The 19,869-nt window shown below is 35.1% G+C and carries 18 protein-coding genes; 8 read left to right on the top strand and 10 right to left on the bottom strand.

Features of this window, described 5'->3' with window-relative positions:
• Window positions 1-3 precede the first annotated feature (3 nt).
• Together B5X51_RS01325 and B5X51_RS01320 are read right to left on the bottom strand one after the other, a co-directional pair.
• A complete protein-coding gene (locus B5X51_RS01325) occupies window positions 4-753 on the bottom strand; it encodes a C40 family peptidase (protein WP_079719065.1) in 750 nt (249 codons plus the stop codon).
• An 18-nt stretch (window positions 754-771) separates the two neighbouring features.
• The gene (locus B5X51_RS01320) at window positions 772-1,953 is read right to left on the bottom strand and encodes an acetyl-CoA C-acyltransferase (protein WP_079719064.1); all 1,182 of its coding nucleotides are present in this window, start codon (window positions 1,951-1,953) and stop codon (window positions 772-774) included.
• A 115-nt stretch (window positions 1,954-2,068) separates the two neighbouring features.
• Between B5X51_RS01320 and B5X51_RS01315 the strand changes: the two genes are divergently transcribed.
• Window positions 2,069-4,114, top strand: coding sequence for an HD family phosphohydrolase (locus tag B5X51_RS01315; RefSeq protein ID WP_079719063.1), 2,046 nt, complete (start codon window positions 2,069-2,071; stop codon window positions 4,112-4,114).
• 4 nt (window positions 4,115-4,118) lie between these two features.
• On the opposite strand, the gene B5X51_RS01310 is transcribed toward B5X51_RS01315, so the two are convergent.
• Entirely contained in the window at window positions 4,119-4,568 is a 450-nt protein-coding gene (locus B5X51_RS01310) for a transcription elongation factor (RefSeq protein WP_079719062.1), read from the bottom strand.
• Between the two features lie 337 nt (window positions 4,569-4,905).
• Here B5X51_RS01310 and B5X51_RS01305 point away from each other — a divergent pair, with 337 nt between their 5' ends.
• The gene (locus B5X51_RS01305; protein ID WP_079719061.1) at window positions 4,906-5,559 is read left to right on the top strand and encodes a hypothetical protein; all 654 of its coding nucleotides are present in this window, start codon (window positions 4,906-4,908) and stop codon (window positions 5,557-5,559) included.
• 2 nt (window positions 5,560-5,561) lie between these two features.
• On the top strand, window positions 5,562-6,293 hold the full coding sequence (locus B5X51_RS01300; RefSeq protein WP_079719060.1) for a DUF3307 domain-containing protein: 732 nt from the start codon (window positions 5,562-5,564) through the stop codon (window positions 6,291-6,293).
• Here B5X51_RS01300 and B5X51_RS01295 read toward each other — a convergent pair.
• Window positions 6,270-6,677 carry a glyoxalase gene (locus B5X51_RS01295; RefSeq protein ID WP_079719059.1) on the bottom strand — a complete coding sequence of 136 codons (408 nt, stop codon included), beginning with the start codon at window positions 6,675-6,677 and terminating at the stop codon, window positions 6,270-6,272. The two genes, B5X51_RS01300 and B5X51_RS01295, sit on opposite strands and share 24 nt — an antisense overlap.
• Window positions 6,678-6,864: 187 nt before the next feature.
• Between B5X51_RS01295 and B5X51_RS01290 the strand changes: the two genes are divergently transcribed.
• The 4 genes from B5X51_RS01290 (at window position 6,865) to B5X51_RS01275 (ending at window position 10,042) form a co-directional block, all read left to right on the top strand.
• On the top strand, window positions 6,865-8,223 hold the full coding sequence (locus B5X51_RS01290) for an NAD-dependent succinate-semialdehyde dehydrogenase (RefSeq protein WP_079719058.1): 1,359 nt from the start codon (window positions 6,865-6,867) through the stop codon (window positions 8,221-8,223).
• Window positions 8,224-8,230: 7 nt separating this feature from the next.
• The gene (locus B5X51_RS01285) at window positions 8,231-9,106 is read left to right on the top strand and encodes a DUF72 domain-containing protein (RefSeq protein WP_079719057.1); all 876 of its coding nucleotides are present in this window, start codon (window positions 8,231-8,233) and stop codon (window positions 9,104-9,106) included.
• A gap of 1 nt (window position 9,107) precedes the next feature.
• On the top strand, window positions 9,108-9,521 hold the full coding sequence (locus B5X51_RS01280; protein WP_079719056.1) for an NUDIX domain-containing protein: 414 nt from the start codon (window positions 9,108-9,110) through the stop codon (window positions 9,519-9,521).
• Window positions 9,522-9,646: 125 nt separating this feature from the next.
• On the top strand, window positions 9,647-10,042 hold the full coding sequence (locus tag B5X51_RS01275; protein ID WP_079719055.1) for an acyl-CoA thioesterase: 396 nt from the start codon (window positions 9,647-9,649) through the stop codon (window positions 10,040-10,042).
• Here the strand turns inward: B5X51_RS01275 and B5X51_RS01270 are convergent.
• Genes B5X51_RS01270 through tsaD form a run of 6 tightly spaced genes read right to left on the bottom strand, consistent with a single transcriptional unit; the run spans window position 10,039 to window position 15,276 of the window.
• Complete coding sequence (locus B5X51_RS01270) at window positions 10,039-11,217, bottom strand: class I SAM-dependent methyltransferase (protein ID WP_079719054.1); 1,179 nt, start codon at window positions 11,215-11,217, stop codon at window positions 10,039-10,041. The genes B5X51_RS01275 and B5X51_RS01270 overlap by 4 nt on opposite strands.
• Window positions 11,218-11,227: 10 nt before the next feature.
• The gene (locus B5X51_RS01265) at window positions 11,228-12,268 is read right to left on the bottom strand and encodes an AI-2E family transporter (RefSeq protein ID WP_394331559.1); all 1,041 of its coding nucleotides are present in this window, start codon (window positions 12,266-12,268) and stop codon (window positions 11,228-11,230) included.
• Between the two features lie 60 nt (window positions 12,269-12,328).
• The gene (locus tag B5X51_RS01260) at window positions 12,329-12,850 is read right to left on the bottom strand and encodes a TrmH family RNA methyltransferase (RefSeq protein WP_079719052.1); all 522 of its coding nucleotides are present in this window, start codon (window positions 12,848-12,850) and stop codon (window positions 12,329-12,331) included.
• Window positions 12,850-13,503, bottom strand: a complete 654-nt coding sequence (locus tag B5X51_RS01255; RefSeq protein WP_079719051.1) for a DUF4159 domain-containing protein — start codon at window positions 13,501-13,503, stop codon at window positions 12,850-12,852. Before B5X51_RS01255 ends, B5X51_RS01260 begins: the two co-directional genes overlap by 1 nt.
• Window positions 13,504-13,539: 36 nt before the next feature.
• The gene (locus tag B5X51_RS01250; RefSeq protein WP_079719050.1) at window positions 13,540-14,250 is read right to left on the bottom strand and encodes a 16S rRNA (uracil(1498)-N(3))-methyltransferase; all 711 of its coding nucleotides are present in this window, start codon (window positions 14,248-14,250) and stop codon (window positions 13,540-13,542) included.
• Window positions 14,251-14,253: 3 nt separating this feature from the next.
• Complete coding sequence (tsaD, locus tag B5X51_RS01245; RefSeq protein WP_079719049.1) at window positions 14,254-15,276, bottom strand: tRNA (adenosine(37)-N6)-threonylcarbamoyltransferase complex transferase subunit TsaD; 1,023 nt, start codon at window positions 15,274-15,276, stop codon at window positions 14,254-14,256.
• Between the two features lie 93 nt (window positions 15,277-15,369).
• Here tsaD and B5X51_RS01240 point away from each other — a divergent pair, with 93 nt between their 5' ends.
• A complete protein-coding gene (locus B5X51_RS01240) occupies window positions 15,370-19,779 on the top strand; it encodes a translocation/assembly module TamB domain-containing protein (protein WP_245828684.1) in 4,410 nt (1,469 codons plus the stop codon).
• Window positions 19,780-19,869: the final 90 nt, after the last annotated feature.

Genomic DNA, 19,869 nt, shown 5'->3' with positions numbered 1-19,869 from the left:
AGCTTAAATAATCTTCTTTATTACTCGAAGCTGATGGGTATGTCTTTTTAATTCGGCATTAAAAATTCCTGAATGATCAATGCGATCAATTCTAACTTTCCCATCTACATGAATAATGTAGTTATCATTCATCATAATACCTACGTGATCTATCACTCCATCTTTATCATCAAAAAAGGCAAGATCTCCGGCTTCACTTTCTTCAATAAAACTTAGCGGTTCCCCTTGCTTAGCTTGATCGGCTGAATTTCTATTTAATTGATAGCCGTTTAGCTTATAGACCATTTGTGTAAGTCCGCTGCAATCAATTCCCAGCGGCGATTTCCCGCCCCAGGCATACGGACTATTTAAATAGAGTAGTGCAGTCTTTACAATTTCCATCTTAGGCTTTTTACCTGCATCCGAATGTCCTTCAAAGTGATGATTTAGCAAACCGGTAGCATTTATTGAAGCTCCTATAGGAATAGTGATAAGATGACCATTTTGATCTGTCAAAAAATCAAAAAGATCTGCAGAATATTTTGGTGTAGCCCGGTCTAATTGGAGGTAAGTTTCTTCCGGAATTTTAAGTAATTGTTTATTTGAGATCCAGGCCTCAAAATTATCGAATGCAACACGAATCCTGCTCCATTGAGCACGTTCTTCAAGTATTTTAAAATGTTCTCCATAAAGAACCTGAGAGACCATTTCGCTATTATTAGATGTGGTTTCGCGAAGTGGCACAATGCTTAGGGGGCAAATTCCGTATTGCATTCAATAAAAAATATAAAATTAAGAATTTCGCTCTATTACCATTGCAGATGCACCGCCACCGCCATTACAAATTGCGGCCGCACCTAATTCAGCATTATTTTGCTGCAGTACATTTAGTAAAGTAATAAGAATTCTTACTCCGCTACAACCCAGTGGGTGACCAAGAGAAACAGCACCACCGTGAACATTGGTGATCTCGTCGCTAATTCCTAAAATCTTCATATTAGCCAGGCCAACTACAGAGAAAGCTTCGTTAAATTCAAAGAAATCTATATCGTTTTGAGCAACACCTGCGTTTTTAAGCGCTAAAGGCAAAGCTTTGGCTGGAGCAGTTGTAAACCACTTTGGTTCCTGTGCGGCATCAGCAAAACCTTTAATGCTGGCTAGAATCTCTACGCCTAATTCTTCAGCTTTTGCGCGGCTCATTAAAACCACGGCACCAGCACCATCGTTAATGGTTGAAGCATTAGCAGCAGTTACAGTTCCGTCTTTACTAAACGCGGGACGAAGTGAGGTTATTTTATCCATTCTCACATTCTTGAATTCCTCGTCTTCTTTTACCACTAAAGGATCTCCTTTTCGCTGTGGAACTTCAACCGGAACAACTTCATTATCAAATTTTCCATCGGCCCAGGCTTGAGCAGAACGTTCGTAAGATTTAATGGCAAATGCATCCTGATCTTCCCTGGAGAATTGATGTTCGGTAGCACAAAGATCGGCGCAAACACCCATTGCATTATGGTCGTAAGCATCTACCAAACCATCCTTTTGCATTCCATCTTCCATTTTTGCAGGTCCAAATTTCTGACCTTTTCTATGGTATAAATAGTGTGGAATTAAACTCATATTTTCCATACCACCGGCAACAACTATAGAAGTTTGTCCCAGCATAATAGATTGTGCGCCTTGCATAACTGCTTTCATCCCACTAGCACAAACTTTATTAATAGTTGTACAGGGAACAGAATCTGGAATCCCGGCTTTTAGAGCGGCTTGTCTTGCAGGAGCCTGGCCAACACCGGCCTGCACTACATTTCCCATTAAAACTTCCTGTACAAGTTCTGGTTTCAAATTAATTTTATTTAAAGCTCCTTTGATGGCAACAGCCCCCAAATCGGTAGCTTCTACGGTAGATAAGCTACCCAAAAAACTCCCAATTGGAGTTCTTGCGGCGCTAACTATTACTACTTCGTTATTCATCATTTATGTTTTAGTTATTTCTTCTTTTGCGAATTTAGTGATTTTATAAGGAACTTAACAAGAGTGCTCCTTTGGCCGCTATTTTTTAGTACATTTGAGCAATAGCACGATTTATATGAAGAAATTCGTAAATAACCTGTATAAGAATCAGGCATTATTTTACAAGGTATTTTTATTTGCGCTTACCGCAGTGCTAATTGTTTACCTACTTCCCAAAGGTGGAAATTTTAAATATGAAATTCCTAAAGGAAAGCCGTGGCAGTATGAAAACCTTTATGCACCTTTTGATTTCGCTATTTTAAAATCTGAAGAAGAGATTCAGCAGGAACGGCAACAAATTAGAAATAATCACACTCCTTATTTTCAGTTTAACCAGGAAATTCCCAAAGAGGTAAAAGCGGAAGTACCCGATGTGGTATATGACGTTTTTCCCGATAGCCTTTTAAGTAATAGGGAAATACAAATTATAGGCTTTGTAAATGAAACCCTGGAGGAGGTATATGAATATGGTTTATTACAGGCCAATAATCGTGTAGAAGATAACCAGCTTGTTTATTTAAGAAAAGGGAACGAAGCTTTTGAAATCTCATATAAAAATATTCTAAAACAAGATGAAGTAAGAAGCTTTTTAAATACTGAAATTGAGCAATCCAGTCTTTCAAATTTAGAAAACGAATTATTGGAAGTGTTCTTCAATTTAATAGAACCTAACGTAAGTTTTGACATTGAATTTACCCAAAGGGAACTCCAAAGTAAACTAGGCAATATTTCTTATACCCGTGGTAATATTGAGCAGGGAAGTAGGGTTATTGCAAGGGGAGAAGTGGTAGAAGGCAATAAGTACAATATTCTTAGATCTCTTAAAAATGAATATGAATCGCAGGTTTGGAGTGAAAGTAATTATAAATGGATTATAGTTGGATATAGTGTATTAGTAGCCCTGGCACTTTTAATGTTATTGTTATTTATTAGAAAATACCGGCAGGATATCTTTGAGAATAATGTGAAGGTGACATTTATCTTTTTCAATATTCTCTTTATGGTGTTGCTTACCACACTGGTGGTTAATTTTAATATAGACTATGTTTATGTAGTGCCTTTGTGTATTTTACCACTTACTCTAAAAGCTTTTTTTGACGCTCGTTTAGGAATGTTCTCTCATGTAATTACGGTGCTATTACTGGGTTTTATTGTACCCAATAGTTACGAATATATGTTCTTGCAAATTATTGCCGGAATTGTCACTATTCTAACAGTTTCTGAACTTTATAAAAGGGCTAATCTCTTTATATCGGTAGGGCAGATAACGCTTGTTTATATTATTTCATACTTTGCTTTTACTGTTATTCAGGAAGGAAATATCGCCGATGTAGAAGCTGAAGTCTTACTTACTTTTTTACTTGGAGGTCTGGCCACATTATTTGTACAACCTTTGATTTATATCTATGAAAAAATCTTCGGGATGGTTTCAGATATGTCTTTACTGGAGCTTTCAGATACCAATTCAAAATTACTAAAAGAACTGTCAGAAAAAGCACCCGGAACTTTTCATCATTCACTAAATGTAGCAAACCTCGCTGAAGCTGCGGCCAATGAAATTAATGCTAATGCCATGTTGGTTAGGGTAGGAGCGCTTTATCACGATATAGGGAAAATGAAAAATCCTACTTATTTCTCTGAAAATCAAACTTCAGCGGTAAATTCACATGATGAGTTGGCACCAAAGGAAAGCGCTCAAATTATCACCGATCACGTGATTAATGGAATTGAAATTGCTAAAAAACACAATCTACCAGATAGGGTTATAGATTTTATAAGAACTCACCACGGAACAACAACAGTTTATTTCTTTTATATGAAAGAAAAAGAGCAAAATGAAAATGCTGTTGCAGATGATTTTAGATATCCCGGCCCTATTCCTTTTAGCAAAGAGACCGCAATATTAATGATGTGTGATAGTGTTGAAGCTGCCAGTAAAAGTTTGAAAGAACCAACTGCCGGAGTGATAGATAATTTTGTAGAAAAGATTATCAATAAACAAATGAAGGAAGAACAATTTTTAAATGCCAATATTACTTTTAAAGAAATACAAGTGGTGAAAAAAATCCTTAAGCGTAAGCTTAAGAATATTTTTCACCTCAGGGTAGAATATCCGGAATAGGTTCTTAACCTACGGCGGTAATTTTCACTTCTTCATCATTAAAGGTAAAAGTATCTCCTTCCTCTTTTCCTTCCATTTCCTGATAGATAGGAGCTTCAGTAGATATTGCATAAACGCTGCTTCCATCTTCCATAGAAATCTCACCAAGAGGAACTGATATAAAATAGTAGTTGCCGTTGGTTTCTACAACGCTACCAAAACTAATTTTCTCACTATAATGATCTGGATCTATTCGACTTAAACTTTCTTTCATTTCTCTGGCATTTCTTAAACGCCCGGCATTTTGTTCAAAATCGCTTAGTAATTCTCCTTTATTATCCTCGTCGTAATCCGTTTTAACATCATTGGCTTCCATAGATTCTTTTATGAGGTCCATTTCTTTTTGGTATCGTTCTATTTGCTCATTTACAACATCTAAACAGTTAAAATAGAGTTCTTTTTTATTACTTACCATATTATTTTTTTGTTGATTTATTTTAAAATTAAATTTGTATATCCGTATAGTGTCCTAATTATAAAGTTTAGCTTTATATATCACGTCGAGCGCAGTCGAGACGTTTTTGTTAGACCTTTCGACTACGCTCAAGGTGACAAAAAAAAACTTAGGATTGTTTACGGACAATCATAAAATTAAATAACCTAAAAAGGCTAAAAGAACATTTAGCAAAAGTTTAATAAGACTGGTTAATTTATTTATAAGCCTGAAAGCTTATAATATTTAAATATAAGTCTATAGGCTTATAAAGGATCAATATAAGCTTATAGACTAATATTTTTATTATATTTGAAATATGATAGCCGTAATCACAGCCGATTTAGTGGATTCTTCCAATTATTCAGAATCGTTTTTAGATGAAATTTTAAAAAATCTAAATTCTGAATTTGAAAAATTGCAGCAGGATTATGCCGAAAATGAAATTAATTTCGAAATTTATAGAGGCGATAGCTTCCAGGGCGTTGTTTCAGGGTTTCAAGATTCCCTGGGAATAGCTTTGCGAATAAAGAGCCTTGTAAACAAAACAAGATCTAAAGATCAAAAATCTACAAATGCTTTGGCAGATGTAAAAATAGCCATTGGGATTGGTGATTTTGAATATAAAGGTGATTCTATAGCAGCATCTAACGGACAGGCTTTTCAGTTATCGGGAAGAACTTTAGACGGGATGAAAAACGATTCCAGGAAAATTCGTTTAAAAACACCTCTGGAAAGCTTGAACTCTGAATTTGAAGCGAGTTTATTTTTACTGGATGCCGTAATGGAAAAATGGAGCCAGGCATCTGCCGAAGTAGTTTATTTTCTTTTAAAAGGACTAAAAGAAACGGAGATAGCCAAAATATTGAAAATAAGCCAGTCGGCGGTAAATCAACGAAAAAGAGCTTGTGGCTGGGAAGCAATTTCGGTCTTATTGAAACGTTTTGAAAATGTAACTGCCCAGAGCTTTTAATTATGGAAGAAACTATATTAATCTTACTTCAACTTCTCCTGGCGCATATTTTAACCGATTTTGTGTTACAACCCACCAAACTGGTAAAACAAAAACGAGAGAAAAAAGCAAGATCCTGGTTTTTATATTTTCACTCATTTTTAGCAGGTTCTCTAACCTATCTTTTCCTTCAGGAATGGCATTTATGGTATATACCTATTGTAATTAGTTTAAGTCATTTCTTTATCGATTTATGGAAACTTCAGCATAAAAATGATACTTTAAAACTGTTTTTATTAGACCAGTTGTGGCATATCCTCATTATAGTTTTAGTTTGGCTTTATCTTATCGAAGGTTTTTCAGAATTGATTCCTTTTTTTGCTAAAGCATTTTCTTCACAACAAATTCTGGTAATTGCCATTGGATATTTACTGGTTATTTTTCCAACCGGGTTCCTAATTGGTAAGGCTACTCGCCGCTGGCATAATGAACTTGAACCTAAGGGTGAAAGTCATAGCCTGGAAGCTGCAGGAAGATATATAGGTATTTTTGAAAGAATTCTGGTTTTGACCTTTATTCTTACAAATAACTTTTCGGCAATAGGTTTTCTCATCGCTGCAAAATCTATTTTACGGTTTAGCGATAAAACCGATGCCAGTGCAAGAAAACAAACCGAATACGTACTTATAGGTACATTAATGAGTTTTGCGATCACCATCCTAATCGGACTTCTAGTACGCTATTTCCTGTTCTAAAAGTTGAATATTACTTTGTAACCGCTCTTTTACAATATTCATCATTCGCTTGTTTAAGGCTGAAGAATTCTTAATATAGGCGGAATATTCCTCTAAAGTAAATTGCCCTATAATAATACCCTTTAAACTATTTCTAAACTTTATATCCTTTTGAATTGCGTTTTCAATATAAATAAAGCGCTGCTCCAGTTTGATTTCGTAGAATTTGTTCTTGTGCTTTTTAATATAATTTCTAAAAACTTCCAGCAATAATTCATTCTGAAGCTTGGCAATGGGCCGCAAAGTCTTGTTCTGGAATTGTTCGTCTAAACTCATGTTTTCTGAAACTCTGGCAGAAGGGATTTCTGGCCTAAGTGCTACTAATTGAAGGTCACGTGGTATCATAAGAACTTTGTTTTCTTAAATTTAATAAACTTTAAACCTCAAAAGTCGAGCCCCTTTAAAGACTTGTAAAGTAGTTATAAACATTATCACGTTAAAATCGTCTTAATCGCCCTGCTTAAGCATATTGTTCTTTTTATATTTAAAAGAAAGCCTAAATCAACAGAATTCTTAAAATAATAATTAACCAATGATAATTTCAAGAAATCCATATACCGGGGAGGAAATTTCCAACCACCACGAACTAAGCGATACCGAAGTTGAAAAATGCATACAAAAAGCTCATTCCAGGTTTAAATCCTGGAAGGAAACTTCATTTGCAGAACGAAGTAATTTAATGATGAAAGCTGCAAAAGAACTTAAAGATAATTCCCGGGAATACGCAGAAGCCATTACAAAGGAAATGGGAAAACCAATTAGCCAGGCTGTTGCAGAAATAGAAAAATGCGCCTGGGTTTGTGAATATTACGCTGAGCATGCAGAGTCTCAATTAGCAAATGAAAAGATTGAAACTGATGCTAAAAGCTCTTATGTAGCTTATGAACCTTTAGGAGTTATTTTGGCGGTAATGCCGTGGAATTATCCATTCTGGCAGGTATTTAGGTTCGCGGCACCGGCACTTATGGCCGGTAATATTGGAATTTTAAAACACGCTAGTAACGTGATGCTTTCGGCCAATAATATTCAAAAAGTATTTGAAAAGGCAGGTTTTCCAAAAGATTGTTTTCAAAACCTGGTAATTGGCAGTAAAAAAGTAGAAAATATAATCCGTAATAAAAATGTAAAAGCTGTAACCCTAACCGGTAGTGGCCGCGCAGGTAGCAGTGTGGCTTCTATTGCCGGTGAAGAAATTAAGAAATCGGTTTTAGAGCTTGGAGGTAGTAATGCCCTGGTAATATTTAAAGACGCTAATATTGCCGAAAGCGTTAAAACCTGCGTGCAAGCTCGTTTTCAAAATACAGGTCAAAGCTGCATAGCCGGGAAGCGTTTACTATTACATAAAGATATCGCTGAAGAATTTCTTGATGAATTCACCAGGCAGGTTCGTGAATTAAAAAGTGGCGACCCGATGGATAAGGATACTTTTATAGGTGTAATGGCTAAAGAAAGTCTGGCTGAAGATTTGGAAGGCCAAATCAAAGATTCCGTAAAAAAAGGTGCAAAAATTATCCTTGGCGGAAAACGTGATGGGACTTACTTTGAACCAACTATTATAACAGGAGCTAAAGAAGGAATGCCGGTTTTTGATGAAGAAACTTTTGGCCCTGTGATTTCCGTTACCGAATTTAAAGATGAGGAGGAAGCGGTAGACCTAGTTAATTCTTCCAGTTTTGGGCTTGGCGTTTCCATTTTTACAGAAGATGAAAACTTTGCCCTTAAAATGGTCCCCAAATTTGAAGATGGAGCCGTATTTGTAAACGAGTTGGTTAAAAGTGACCCGAGATTGCCATTTGGTGGTACTAAGATTTCGGGTTACGGAAGAGAATTATCACATCACGGAATTAAAGAATTCACCAATAAGAAAACGGTTTACTTTAACAAATATTAGTGGTAGAATGAAATTTGGAAAAGTAGAACATCCCGAAAACATAGACTTTAAATTACCTAAAACTCATCCTGATACAGTTAAGTTACTTAATGAACAAGGAGATAAAGGAGGGTTTAAAGATGTACGTATTGGCTGTGCGAAATGGAACAGAAAAGACTTGAAGAATTTTTATCCCAGAGGTACAAAAGATGAGTTATCTTACTATTCATCACAGTTCAATAGTATAGAATTTAATGGTTCTTTTTATAGAATGTACCAGGAAGAACAATTTAAAAAATGGTATGAGAAGGCCGACGATGATTTTAAGTTCTTCCCAAAAGTACCAAGGCTAATTAGTCATTTAAAGCGCTTAAATGAAACTGAGGAACTAACAGATGATTTTGTAAAGAACCTGCTTCAGTTAAAAGAAAAATTAGGAACGGTTTTCTTGCAAATGCCCGAAAATTTTGCACCGAAATTTTTAGAAAGATTAGATAATTTTTTCGCACATTGGCCAAAAGAAATTCCGCTATCTGCAGAAGTAAGACACGCAAACTGGTATGCAGATGAAACAATCACCAACGAATTCTATGATGTACTAAAGAAACGAAATGTAGCACATATAATTACCGATACTGCCGGAAGACGTGATCTTATTCATATGCGGTTGAGTAATCCTACCGCTTTTATAAGGTATAACGGGGCTAACCATAGCTCAGATTACACGAGGCTGGATGATTGGTTGGATAGATTGGAAGAATGGCAAAAAGAAGGGCTGGAGAATGTATACTTTTTTGTACATCAAAATATAGAAGAAGCCTCTCCATTGCTTTCGGCATATTTTATAGAGAAATTCAATAAAAGATTTAAAACAGATATACAAATACCTAAAACTTTAAAATAAAATGAAACAGCAAGAAGTAGCAGTAACCGTAGATAGTGTAGTTTTTTGTAATGCAAATAGCGAATTTAAGGTTTTGCTTATAAAGAGGAAGAATGATCCTTTTGGTGGCCAATGGGCATTGCCTGGCGGTTTTATTGATGAAAATGAAGATTTGATTACAGCAGCAAAAAGGGAATTGGAAGAAGAAACCGGAGTAGTTGTGAATACTATGGAGCAGGTGAGAGCGTTTGGAAAGCCAGGGCGTGACCCCAGAGGGAGAACCATTTCTATAGCTTTTGTAAGCAGGATCTTTCAGGAAGCAGATCTTAGTGCCGGAGATGATGCCGCAGAAGCCTCCTGGGTAAGTACAGATAATTTACCTGAACTTGCTTTTGATCACGCTGAAATCATTGAAGCGGCCAAAAACTATTTATAACATATCACAATTCTAAGGCCCTATTTTTAGAAAAAAACAAAAAATAAACTTTATATTATGAAGCCGGTAAATCTTTAAAAAGCTTTTACAGGCTCATTTTTAATACCTATTTTTAAAAGAAAAAGATGAGATTTCATACCAGAAAATGGATCAAACCGGAAGATTTAAACCCCAATGGCACCTTATTTGGCGGTAAACTATTAGCATGGATTGACGAAGAATGCGCACTTTACAGTATTATTCAGTTAGAAAATTCTAAATGCGTCACTAAATATATGAGTGAGATTAATTTTCAAAACTCTGCTAAACAGGGAGATATTATAGAAATAGGTATAGAAGTTCTAAAATTTGGAACTACTTCTTTAACGTTAAAATGTGAAGTTAGAAATAAAATGACGCGCTCTACCATTATTACTATAGATAAAGTAATTATGGTGACTTTAGATCAAGAGGGCAATCCTACGCCACACGGTAAAACAAAGGTTGAGTTCGTGAAAGATAGATTACAGGATAAGCCTTAAATCTTCTCGCAAAACAAGACAATCTTTTCATTATTGATATTGGTGGTAAAAAACAAGTAGTTTTTGCCACCATCTTTTATTTTAAACTTTTTTCTTATTATTTCTACACTTTCAGGAAAATTTCTAACGCTTATATTAGCTTTGTAACTCTTAAATTTCTTTTTTAATAAAACTGGTTTATATTCCTGGATATCAATAATCTTAAATTTACGTCCAGGAAAAATAATTTCATTTTCTGAAGTGTATAAATGAGAATTGGGATGAAGTTTTGAAGTTTGAGTTTTAGAAGCAACTTCTTCAAATAAGCCACTTTTCATAATGGCTGAATTAGGTTCATAGAGAAAACTTTTTGGTAGCGAATAACTTACTTCAGTAATACTTCTGTTAAAAATTCCACTAAACTCTTCGTTTCCGTTTTTTGTGAAATTCAGGGTTTTTATTTTGGGTGAAGAATTTTCCTCTTTCTTCAATAGCCATAACAATTCCTTTACTTCATTATTAACGGCTACAATATGTATTTCGGTTACAAATTTTAGTTCTGAAATTCCAGCCTGTAAATCGAGTAGTGGAGAGGTTTTAATAAGAATGGTATCAGATTTACTAAAAAGTAATTTAAGATTTTCAGGGATGTTTGGTAAACATTCTGCCAGTTTAAAAACCTTTCCGCCAGAATCATCCCGTCTGGAAGGATCGGCATAAATAGCATCAAATTGTAAATTAGATTCTTTAAGGAAATCAATGCTGTTTTGATTCTTGAATCTAATATTGTCACAACCTAATTGCTTCAGGTTATGTGAGGAAATTTCCGATAATTCAGTATTTAATTCACAATGAATTACCTCTTTGAAATTCTGGGCGAAATAAAAATCATCTATTCCCAGCCCTCCGGTTAAATCTATTAATTTATCTCCCTGTAAAAGTGAAGTTTTATATTTTGCGGTCTTTTCAGAGGAAGTTTGCTCCAAATTAACTTTTGGTGGATAATAAAGTTTTGGCTGTTCAAACCACCTGGGCAGTTTCTTTGCGGCCTTTTGTAATCCCGTTAATTGTTGTGCCAACTCTGAAGAGGAAATGCCGGGAAATGAACTTCCGCGAAGCGCTAATTCAGCGGGAGACATTTTTAGGTTCTTCCTTAAAAACTCCTGAACTTCGGGATCTAGTAAGGCTTTGTTCAAAATAACAGGTTTAAAGGTCGCGTGTTAGTCGTTTAACGATCTTGTATTCACTTAAAGATTCTTTGGCGATAACTTTTAGGGCGGTGTAAAAAGGAACTGCTACCACCATTCCAGTAATGCCAAAAATAATTCCTGCAATTAGAATAATAAGAAAAATCTCCAGTGGATGCGATTTTACGCTGGCGCCAAAGATCATTGGTTGTGAGATCATATTATCTATAAGTTGACAAATAGAATATCCCAACATAATATAACCTAATTTTGGTAGAATAATCAGTTGAAAATCTGCTCCCAGGTTACTTGAAATCACAAAAAGCGCCATTAAAATCCCGGCAAAAAGCGGCCCCAAATATGGAACCAGGTTTAAGAAGGCGCAAATAAATGCGATCGCTATAGGATTATTGATTTCAAAGACACTAAGTAAAATAGCGTAGAGTACAAATAAAACCGTGATTTGTAAGGTTAGCCCAACAAAATACCTGGATAATAGAATTTTAATTTTATTAAAGACACGCTGAAATTTTTGCTCATCTCCACGGTTGGCAAAAACCAGAATACTATTTAACATTAACTTACTGTCTTTCAATAGGAAGAACGAAATAAAGAGTATGGAAAATAAGGCGATTAAAGTAGCTCCAAGAATGCCAAAAACATTATTTAACAGTCGTGGTACGGCACTTATATCAAAATTTCTAATAAATTCACTCTGTTTTAGGCCTTCAATTAAGTTAATCTCTTCTACACCTAAATAATTGTTTATTTGGTTATTAAGTTCGTTAAGATCGCTTCTAAAAGCTTCCATGTCTATTCGGCTTAAATACTGACTTTGCTCGATAACAATTGGAACAAAAACGAGTATAATTCCGGCAAAAATAGAGAGTACTAGAATAAGCACTAATACTACTGAAAGTCGGTTGGGAATTTTTAAGCGTTGTCTTAAAAAGATAACGACCGGGCGACCTACCAACGAAATTACCGCTGCAATAGCGATATAAACCAATACCGATTGGATTTCATATAAAAAATAGAGTAGAAGAATAATGCCGACCATTATTCCCGTAGCTCTTAAGATCCCTAAAGTAATTGAGTTTGAATTCACGAGGTAAATATATTATTTCTTATCGAATGCCGATATTGTTTTTGATATTTCATATAACGCTATTCCTGTGGCTTGCGCAACATTCATACTGCTATTTTGCCCAAACATATTGATATGCAAATGTTTATCTGAAATATCGAGAAAATCTTTATTTATTCCCGAAGCTTCATTTCCCAAAATCAGGATGATTTCTCTTTTATCTTCGGAATATTCAAAATCTTCAATAGGAATACTGCCTGAAGTTATTTCTAGTGAAAAAATTTCAGAATTTGTTTTTGCGCTTTTGAGGAAATCAATCGCATCTTCGGTTAATTCGTATTTTATGGTCTTATGTGTATTTCTGGAGGTTTTTTGAAGCCTTCTACTGCTAAGATTAGGTTCAATTCCAGAAAAAATTATTTTCTCAACACTAAAAGCATCGGCAAGCCTAAAGATACTGCCAATATTTGCTTCTCCGGTAATATTGTCTAACACCAGGGTTATGGGAAATTTTTCCTTGCTGAATTTTTGATCAAAATGAGAGAGTTGTTCCATTAATTTTCAAAGACGTATTTTAAAATATTAGCTCCCATTTTTAGTGCTTTTAATCGCACTTCTTCAGGATCCTTATGAACTTCTGGACTTTCCCAACCATCGCCAAGATCACTTTCTACGGTAAATAATACTACCAATCTATTTTCATTGAAAATACCTAAAGCTTGTGGTGGTTTGTTATCGTGTTCGTGAATTTTAGGTAAACCGGCAGGAAATTTAAAAGCTGCAGAGAATATAGGATGGTTTGCAGGTAATTCTTCCAGTTCTTTTTCCGGAAATATTTTTTCTAACTCTTTTTCTAAATACTGCTGCATTCCATAATTATCATCTATATGAAGAAAACCGCCACTCAACAAATAATTTCTAAGATTTTCGGCTTCCTCCTTATTAAAGATTACATTTCCGTGCCCTGTCATATATACAAAAGGATATTGAAAAATATCTGAACTTCCAGGAGTAACAATGATAGGTTTAGGTTTGATACTGGTACCAATATTATTGTTTGAAAAAGTGATAAGATTGGGGAGTGAAGTAGGATTGGCGTACCAATCGCCACCACCATTATATTTTAAAACTGCAATTTCCTGTGCGACCAGGAGTTGAGAGAAACCGAGGATGAAAAATATTAGGACAGATTTTTTAAAACTTGACATAGGTGTAAAAATATCAATAAAAATTCTTTACATTAATTAATCCTGATTAATTAATGCAATAGTATGGCAGGCAACAATAGCTGCTGTTTCAGTTCTTAATCGGCTTTCACCTAAACTTACCGCTCGCCATTCTTTTTCTAAAGCCAGTTTTATTTCTTCAGGTGAAAAATCACCTTCAGGGCCAATAAGAATAGTAACTGTTTCTTTCACTTTAGCTTCATTCTTCAAGGAAATGCGCGGCATATCTTCTTCACAATGAGCTATGAATTTTTGACCTTTAATTTCAGTAGTTATAAATTCTGAAAAACTAATCGCTTCATTAAGGATAGGTAATCTATAATGCAAAGATTGTTTCATTGCACTTTGTAAAACGCGCTCGTACCGATCTGGTTTTACAGTTTTTCTTTCGCTATGATCACAAATTATAGGGGTGATTTCATCTATTCCAATTTCGGTAGCTTTTTCTAAAAACCACTCATACCTGTCGTTCATTTTGGTAGGCGCTACCACAAGATGCAAACGGTAAGGTTTAGAAGCTTCTTCTTCAACCTTAATGATCTTAGCTAAACACTGTTTCGGGTTAGCTTCAATTATTTCGGAAGTAAATAAAAATCCTTTTCCATTGGTAACCTTTAAAGTATCTCCTTCATTTTTCCGTAAAACCTTTGCTATATGCCTGCTTTCATCTTTTGGAAAGATAATCTGTTTATCGGTTTCTTGAATATTCGGGGTATAGAAAAGTTGCATAGATTAAAATTTATAGCGTGCCTGGGCGGTAGTGGAAAAATCGGAAAAATCCTGATTTAAATATTTGTAATGTCCCGCTATAGCTATCATTGCAGCATTATCTGTAGTATATTCAAATTTAGGAATAAAACAGTTCCAGCCATATTTGGTTTCAGCTTCCATTAAAGCATTTCTAATACCACTATTAGCAGATACTCCGCCGGCGATAGCAATTTGATTGATGCCGGTTTGTTTTACTGCTTTTTTTAGTTTATCCATTAAAATTCGCACAATAGAAAACTGGATGGAAGCACATATATCTTTTAAATTTTCAGTAACAAAATCGGGATTTTCTTTAGTTTGTTTCTGCACAAAATAAAGTACCGAGGTTTTAAATCCGCTAAAACTAAAATTTAATCCGCTTACTTTTGGGTTGGGAAAAGGGAATGCTTTAGGACTTCCTTCTTTTGCATATTTGTCGATTAAAGGACCGCCGGGATAGGGGAGCCCTAAAATTTTAGCGCTTTTATCAAAAGCTTCACCAACGGCATCATCTGTAGTTTCGCCAATTACTTCCATTTCAAAATAATTAGATACTTTCACAATTTGAGTATGTCCTCCGCTAATAGTTAAAGCCAGAAAAGGGAAATTTGGTTTTTTAAAATTTTCCTCTTCAATAAAATGAGCTAAAATATGCGCTTGCATATGGTTAACTTCAATAAGCGGAATTCCTAATCCCAGGGACAAGGATTTTGCGAAAGATGTACCCACTAATAAAGAACCCATAAGTCCGGGACCGCGTGTAAATGCAATTGCAGATATATCTTTTTTACCGATATTTGCCCTGGCAATGGCCTGGTGAATTACCGGAACTATATTTTGCTGGTGTGCCCTTGAAGCGAGTTCTGGTACCACACCACCGTATTGTTTGTGTACTTCTTGAGTAGCAACAATGTTAGATAGTATTTTGCCGTTATGTAATACAGCTGCGGCTGTATCGTCGCAGGAAGATTCGATCCCTAATATGTAAATATTTTGTGAAGCCATTAAGAAATAAGGGGCATAGAAATTGTTAATATTGTGTACAAAGTTAAAATATAAAAGCGTATCAAAAAATTCTGGAAAATATTAACTAGAACAGTGGTTACGCTGCTTTTGCTTTTTGTCATTATTTTGATAATTTTCTCTATTCCTGCGGTACAAACGGGAGTGGCAAAACGTCTTACCGATTCCATCAATGAAAAAAATAACGTAAATATTTCCATAGACCGGGTAAGCTTAACTTATTTTGGCAAAGTGAAAATTAACGGTATTTATATTGAAGATCATCATAAAGATACCTTAATTTTTTCTGAAGAATTACGCACATCCCTGCCTGGGATTTCTAATCTACTTAGTAATAATCCACATTTAGGAAACACCTATTTAGATGGATTGGAACTAAATATGCGAAGATATAAAGGAGAGGATAGAGATAATCTTGGGAAATTCATTCAGAAATTAAGTAAACAGCCTTCGGGAGATTCCACCCAATTTGAATTGTGGGTAGATAGAGTTCAAATTTCTAATGGGAATTATAGCTTTATAAATGAAGATAGTGAAAACCCAGAATTGCTTCTTCTTGATAGCCTTAATATCTATGCCAGGGATTTAAAAATAAAAGGACCGGAAATAAATGTGCTTATTGAAGGTTTAAAAGGAAAAGAAAAACGGGGACTCAATATAGATAATTTAAGTACCAATTTCTCATATACCCCAGAACAAATGGTCTTTGAAGACCTTATACTTCAAACCCCCCAATCTTTAGTAAATGCAAATCTTGAATTTAATTACCAAATTGAAGATTTTTCCGATTTTGTGAATAAAGTAGAAATCACAGGAACTTTCACTGAAAGTATTGTTTCCAGTACAGATCTTCAGGTTTTTTATACTGAATTTGGTGACGATCAAATTATGCAATTAAATACCGATTTTGAAGGTACACTGAATAGTTTTAATCTCCCTAATTTGCAATTAACCGGCATGGATCGCAGCAGGGTGGAAGGTGATGTAAATATTAAAGGTGCTTTTTCTCAGGGAGGCGAAGACTTTGAGCTTACAGGAGATTTTTCAGAATTTACTACTAATTATTACGACCTGGTAAATTTATTACCTGGTGATCTTAGGGGGAAACTTCCCGAAACATTACGTGAATTCGGGAATTTGAGAATGCAGGGAGATGCAATTGTTACTGGATCTAACCTGGATGCCGATGTGATAATAAATACGCAATTAGGATCTGCCGAAGCCGATGTGATTTTACGCGGATTTAATAATTCTCAAAACGTGACATATACAGGAAAACTGATTTTTCAAGATGTTAATATTGGAAAACTTGCCAATAATAAAAACCTTGGAAAAACAAGTTTTAACCTGGATATAGATGGTACCGGCTTTGACGCTGAAACCCTGGATGCAGAATTAAAAGGACAAATTTCTAAATTGCAATTTAATGATTATACCTATCAGGGGATTAGGGTGATAGGAAACCTTAGAAATCCTGTTTTTAATGGATTGCTAATGGCCAATGATCCTAATTTGAAAATGGAGTTTAATGGCCTGGCAGATCTTTCTGAAGATATCAATAACTACGATTTTGAAGCCTCTGTAGGATACGCCGATCTAAATGCGCTTAATTTCGTTACCCGGGATAGCCTTTCTATTTTTAAGGGAGACGTTATAATGAATATGAAAGGCACTGATATAGATGATGCTTTTGGTGAAATTTTACTGCTTAATACTTCTTACCAGAACCAGAATGACCTTTATTATTTTGATAATTTCAGCATTACCTCAAGTTTTGAAGGACCTATAAGAACTTTAAGCATAAATTCCCAGGATGTGATTAGTGGCGAAATTAAGGGAGATTTTATTCTTTCAGAAATAAGACCTTTAATTGAAAATTCTTTAGGTAGCATCTATACAAATTATAAACCTAGAACCATAACAAAAAATCAACACCTAGAATTTGATTTTGATATCTATAACAAGATTGTAGAGGTTTTTTATCCAAAAATTAACCTGGCACCAAATACATTTATTCGAGGGCATTTGGCTTCAGATGAGTCAGAATTTAAAGTAAACTTCCGTTCGCCAAAAATAGATCTCTTTGGGAATATGATGGAGACGGTAAACTTAAATATAGACAATACCAACCCTATTTATAACACTTATTTTGAAGCCGATAGTGTTTCTACAAATGTTTACAATTTTTCTGAATTCAGCTTTATTAATGTAACTCAAAGAGATACACTTTTTATAAGATCTGAATTTCAGGGAGGAAGAAACAATGAAGATTTTTTTAACGTTAACCTCTTTCATACTATAAACGAGGATAATAAATCGGTTATAGGAATTCAAAGGTCAGATCTTACTTTTAAAAATAATACCTGGTATTTAAATGAAGATGGAAATAAAAATAATAAGATTGTATTTGACCTGGATTTCAAAGATATTACCATAGATTCCCTTGTAATGAGCCATAAGAATGAAGAAATTAGGCTTAGTGGTGAATTACGTGATACTACCTATAAAGATTTCAAAATGGAATTTGAAAATGTAGATATTGGTAAAATTACACCACACATAGATAGTCTTCGTCTTGCCGGAACTTTAAATGGCAAGTTTGATTTACTTCAGGAAGATGGAGCTTATTATCCAAATACAGATTTAAAAATAGACTCATTAGACATTAATGATAATTTGTTGGGGAACCTGGTGCTAAATGTGGAAGGAAATGAAACGCTAACTAATTATGCTATAAATGCTAATTTGAGAAAAAATGGTCACGAATCTTTAAATGCCATTGGAAACATAGATGTAAGTGGAAGTGAACCCATAATAGATATGGGGGTAGATCTGGAAGATTTAAATCTCGCCGCATTTAGTCCTTTGGGAGGAGATGTTATTAGTAATATTAGAGGGGCGGCATCGGGAAATGCAAAAGTTGCCGGAAATTATAAAAACCCAGATTTTTCAGGGAATATTAGTTTAAAGAATGCAGGTTTACGAATTCCTTATCTTAATGTAGATCTTGCGTTTAATGATGATGCTGCTGTAGTGAATTTAAACCAACAGCAGTTTATTTTTGATGATGTAGAAATTGTAGATACCAAATACCAAACAACAGGAACACTTAACGGTAGTATAGGCCATAAAAATTTTAAAGAATGGAACCTGGATCTTAATATAGATACAAACAGACTTCTAGTTTTAGATACTGAAGATGAAGAAGATGCGCTTTATTATGGCACTGCTTTTATAAGTGGTGATGCCAGTATTGCCGGCCCTACAGATCAATTGGTAATAGATGTTACTGCCACGACAGAGCGCGGTACGGTTTTTAAAATTCCTTTGAGCGATACAGAATCTGTTGGGGATAACTCATATATTCATTTCTTAAGTCCTGAGGAAAAAGCTGCCAGGGAAGCCGGGCAAACAATAGAATTACCTGAAGTAACAGGCCTTGAATTAATTTTTGACCTGGATATTACTAATAATGCTGAAGTGGAAGTAGTAGTAGACCAAACTAGTGGAAGCACTTTAAAAGGACGTGGCTCTGGAAATTTATTGTTGGAAATTAATACCAATGGAAAATTTAATATGTGGGGCGACTTTGTAGTTTATGAAGGGGTATATAACTTCAAATATGCAGGACTTGTTCAAAAAGTTTTTAATGTAGAATCTGGCGGAAGCATAAACTGGAATGGTGATCCTACTGATGCGCAATTAGATGTTAGCGCAATTTATGCCCTTAATGCAAATCCAGCAGTATTATTGGAAAACCCTTCTATTAATAGAAAGATTCCTGTAGAAGTAATAATCAACCTTCAAGGTGAGATAATCCAACCAGATATTACTTTTGATATTGCTTTTCCCAATGCAAGCTCTGTAGTGCGTTCAGAATTAGAGTATAGAATGGATGACCGTGCCAGTAAAGAACTCCAGGCTTTATTCCTGGTTACTCAGGGTGCATTTTACAGCGAATTTGGATTAAGGCAAAACGCTATTACCGGAACGCTGGCCGAAAGGGCTTCCAGTATTGTTAACGATATTTTTGCCGGAGATGATGGTAAATTCCAGGTGGGGGTAAATTATGTGCAGGGAGATCGCACACCAGATCAGCAAACGGTAGACCGCTTTGGTTTAACCCTTTCCACGCAAATTAGTGATAGAGTTATTATTAATGGCCAGGTTGGGGTTCCTATTGGCGGTGTAACCGAATCTATTATTGTTGGAGATCTGGAAATCGATTTTCTTCTGAATGAAGACGGAACCTTAAGGGCTAAGGTTTTTAACAGAGAAAACAATATTCAGTTTATAGGAGAAGAGATAGGTTTTACACAAGGTATTGGATTATCTTATTCGGTAGATTTTGATACATTTAAGGAATTGATCAGGAAGATTGCCAGTACTGAAATTAAGGCTTTAAGCGAAGAAACTAAACCGCAAACAGAGACTCGTCCAGTAGCACCAAATTATATAAGATTTCCCGACGAAAATTCTAATTAATTTAATTACATCGCGCTAAGTCTACAAGGCATAAAATGGTAGGATTTTTGGATTTTGAGGCAAGCCTCTGAGGATTTAAATCTAAATTAT

The sequence above is a fragment of the Salegentibacter holothuriorum genome (assembly GCF_900168045.1).
In the GTDB taxonomy this organism is placed as follows: domain Bacteria; phylum Bacteroidota; class Bacteroidia; order Flavobacteriales; family Flavobacteriaceae; genus Salegentibacter; species Salegentibacter holothuriorum.
This window is presented reverse-complemented; position numbering and strand designations above follow the sequence as displayed.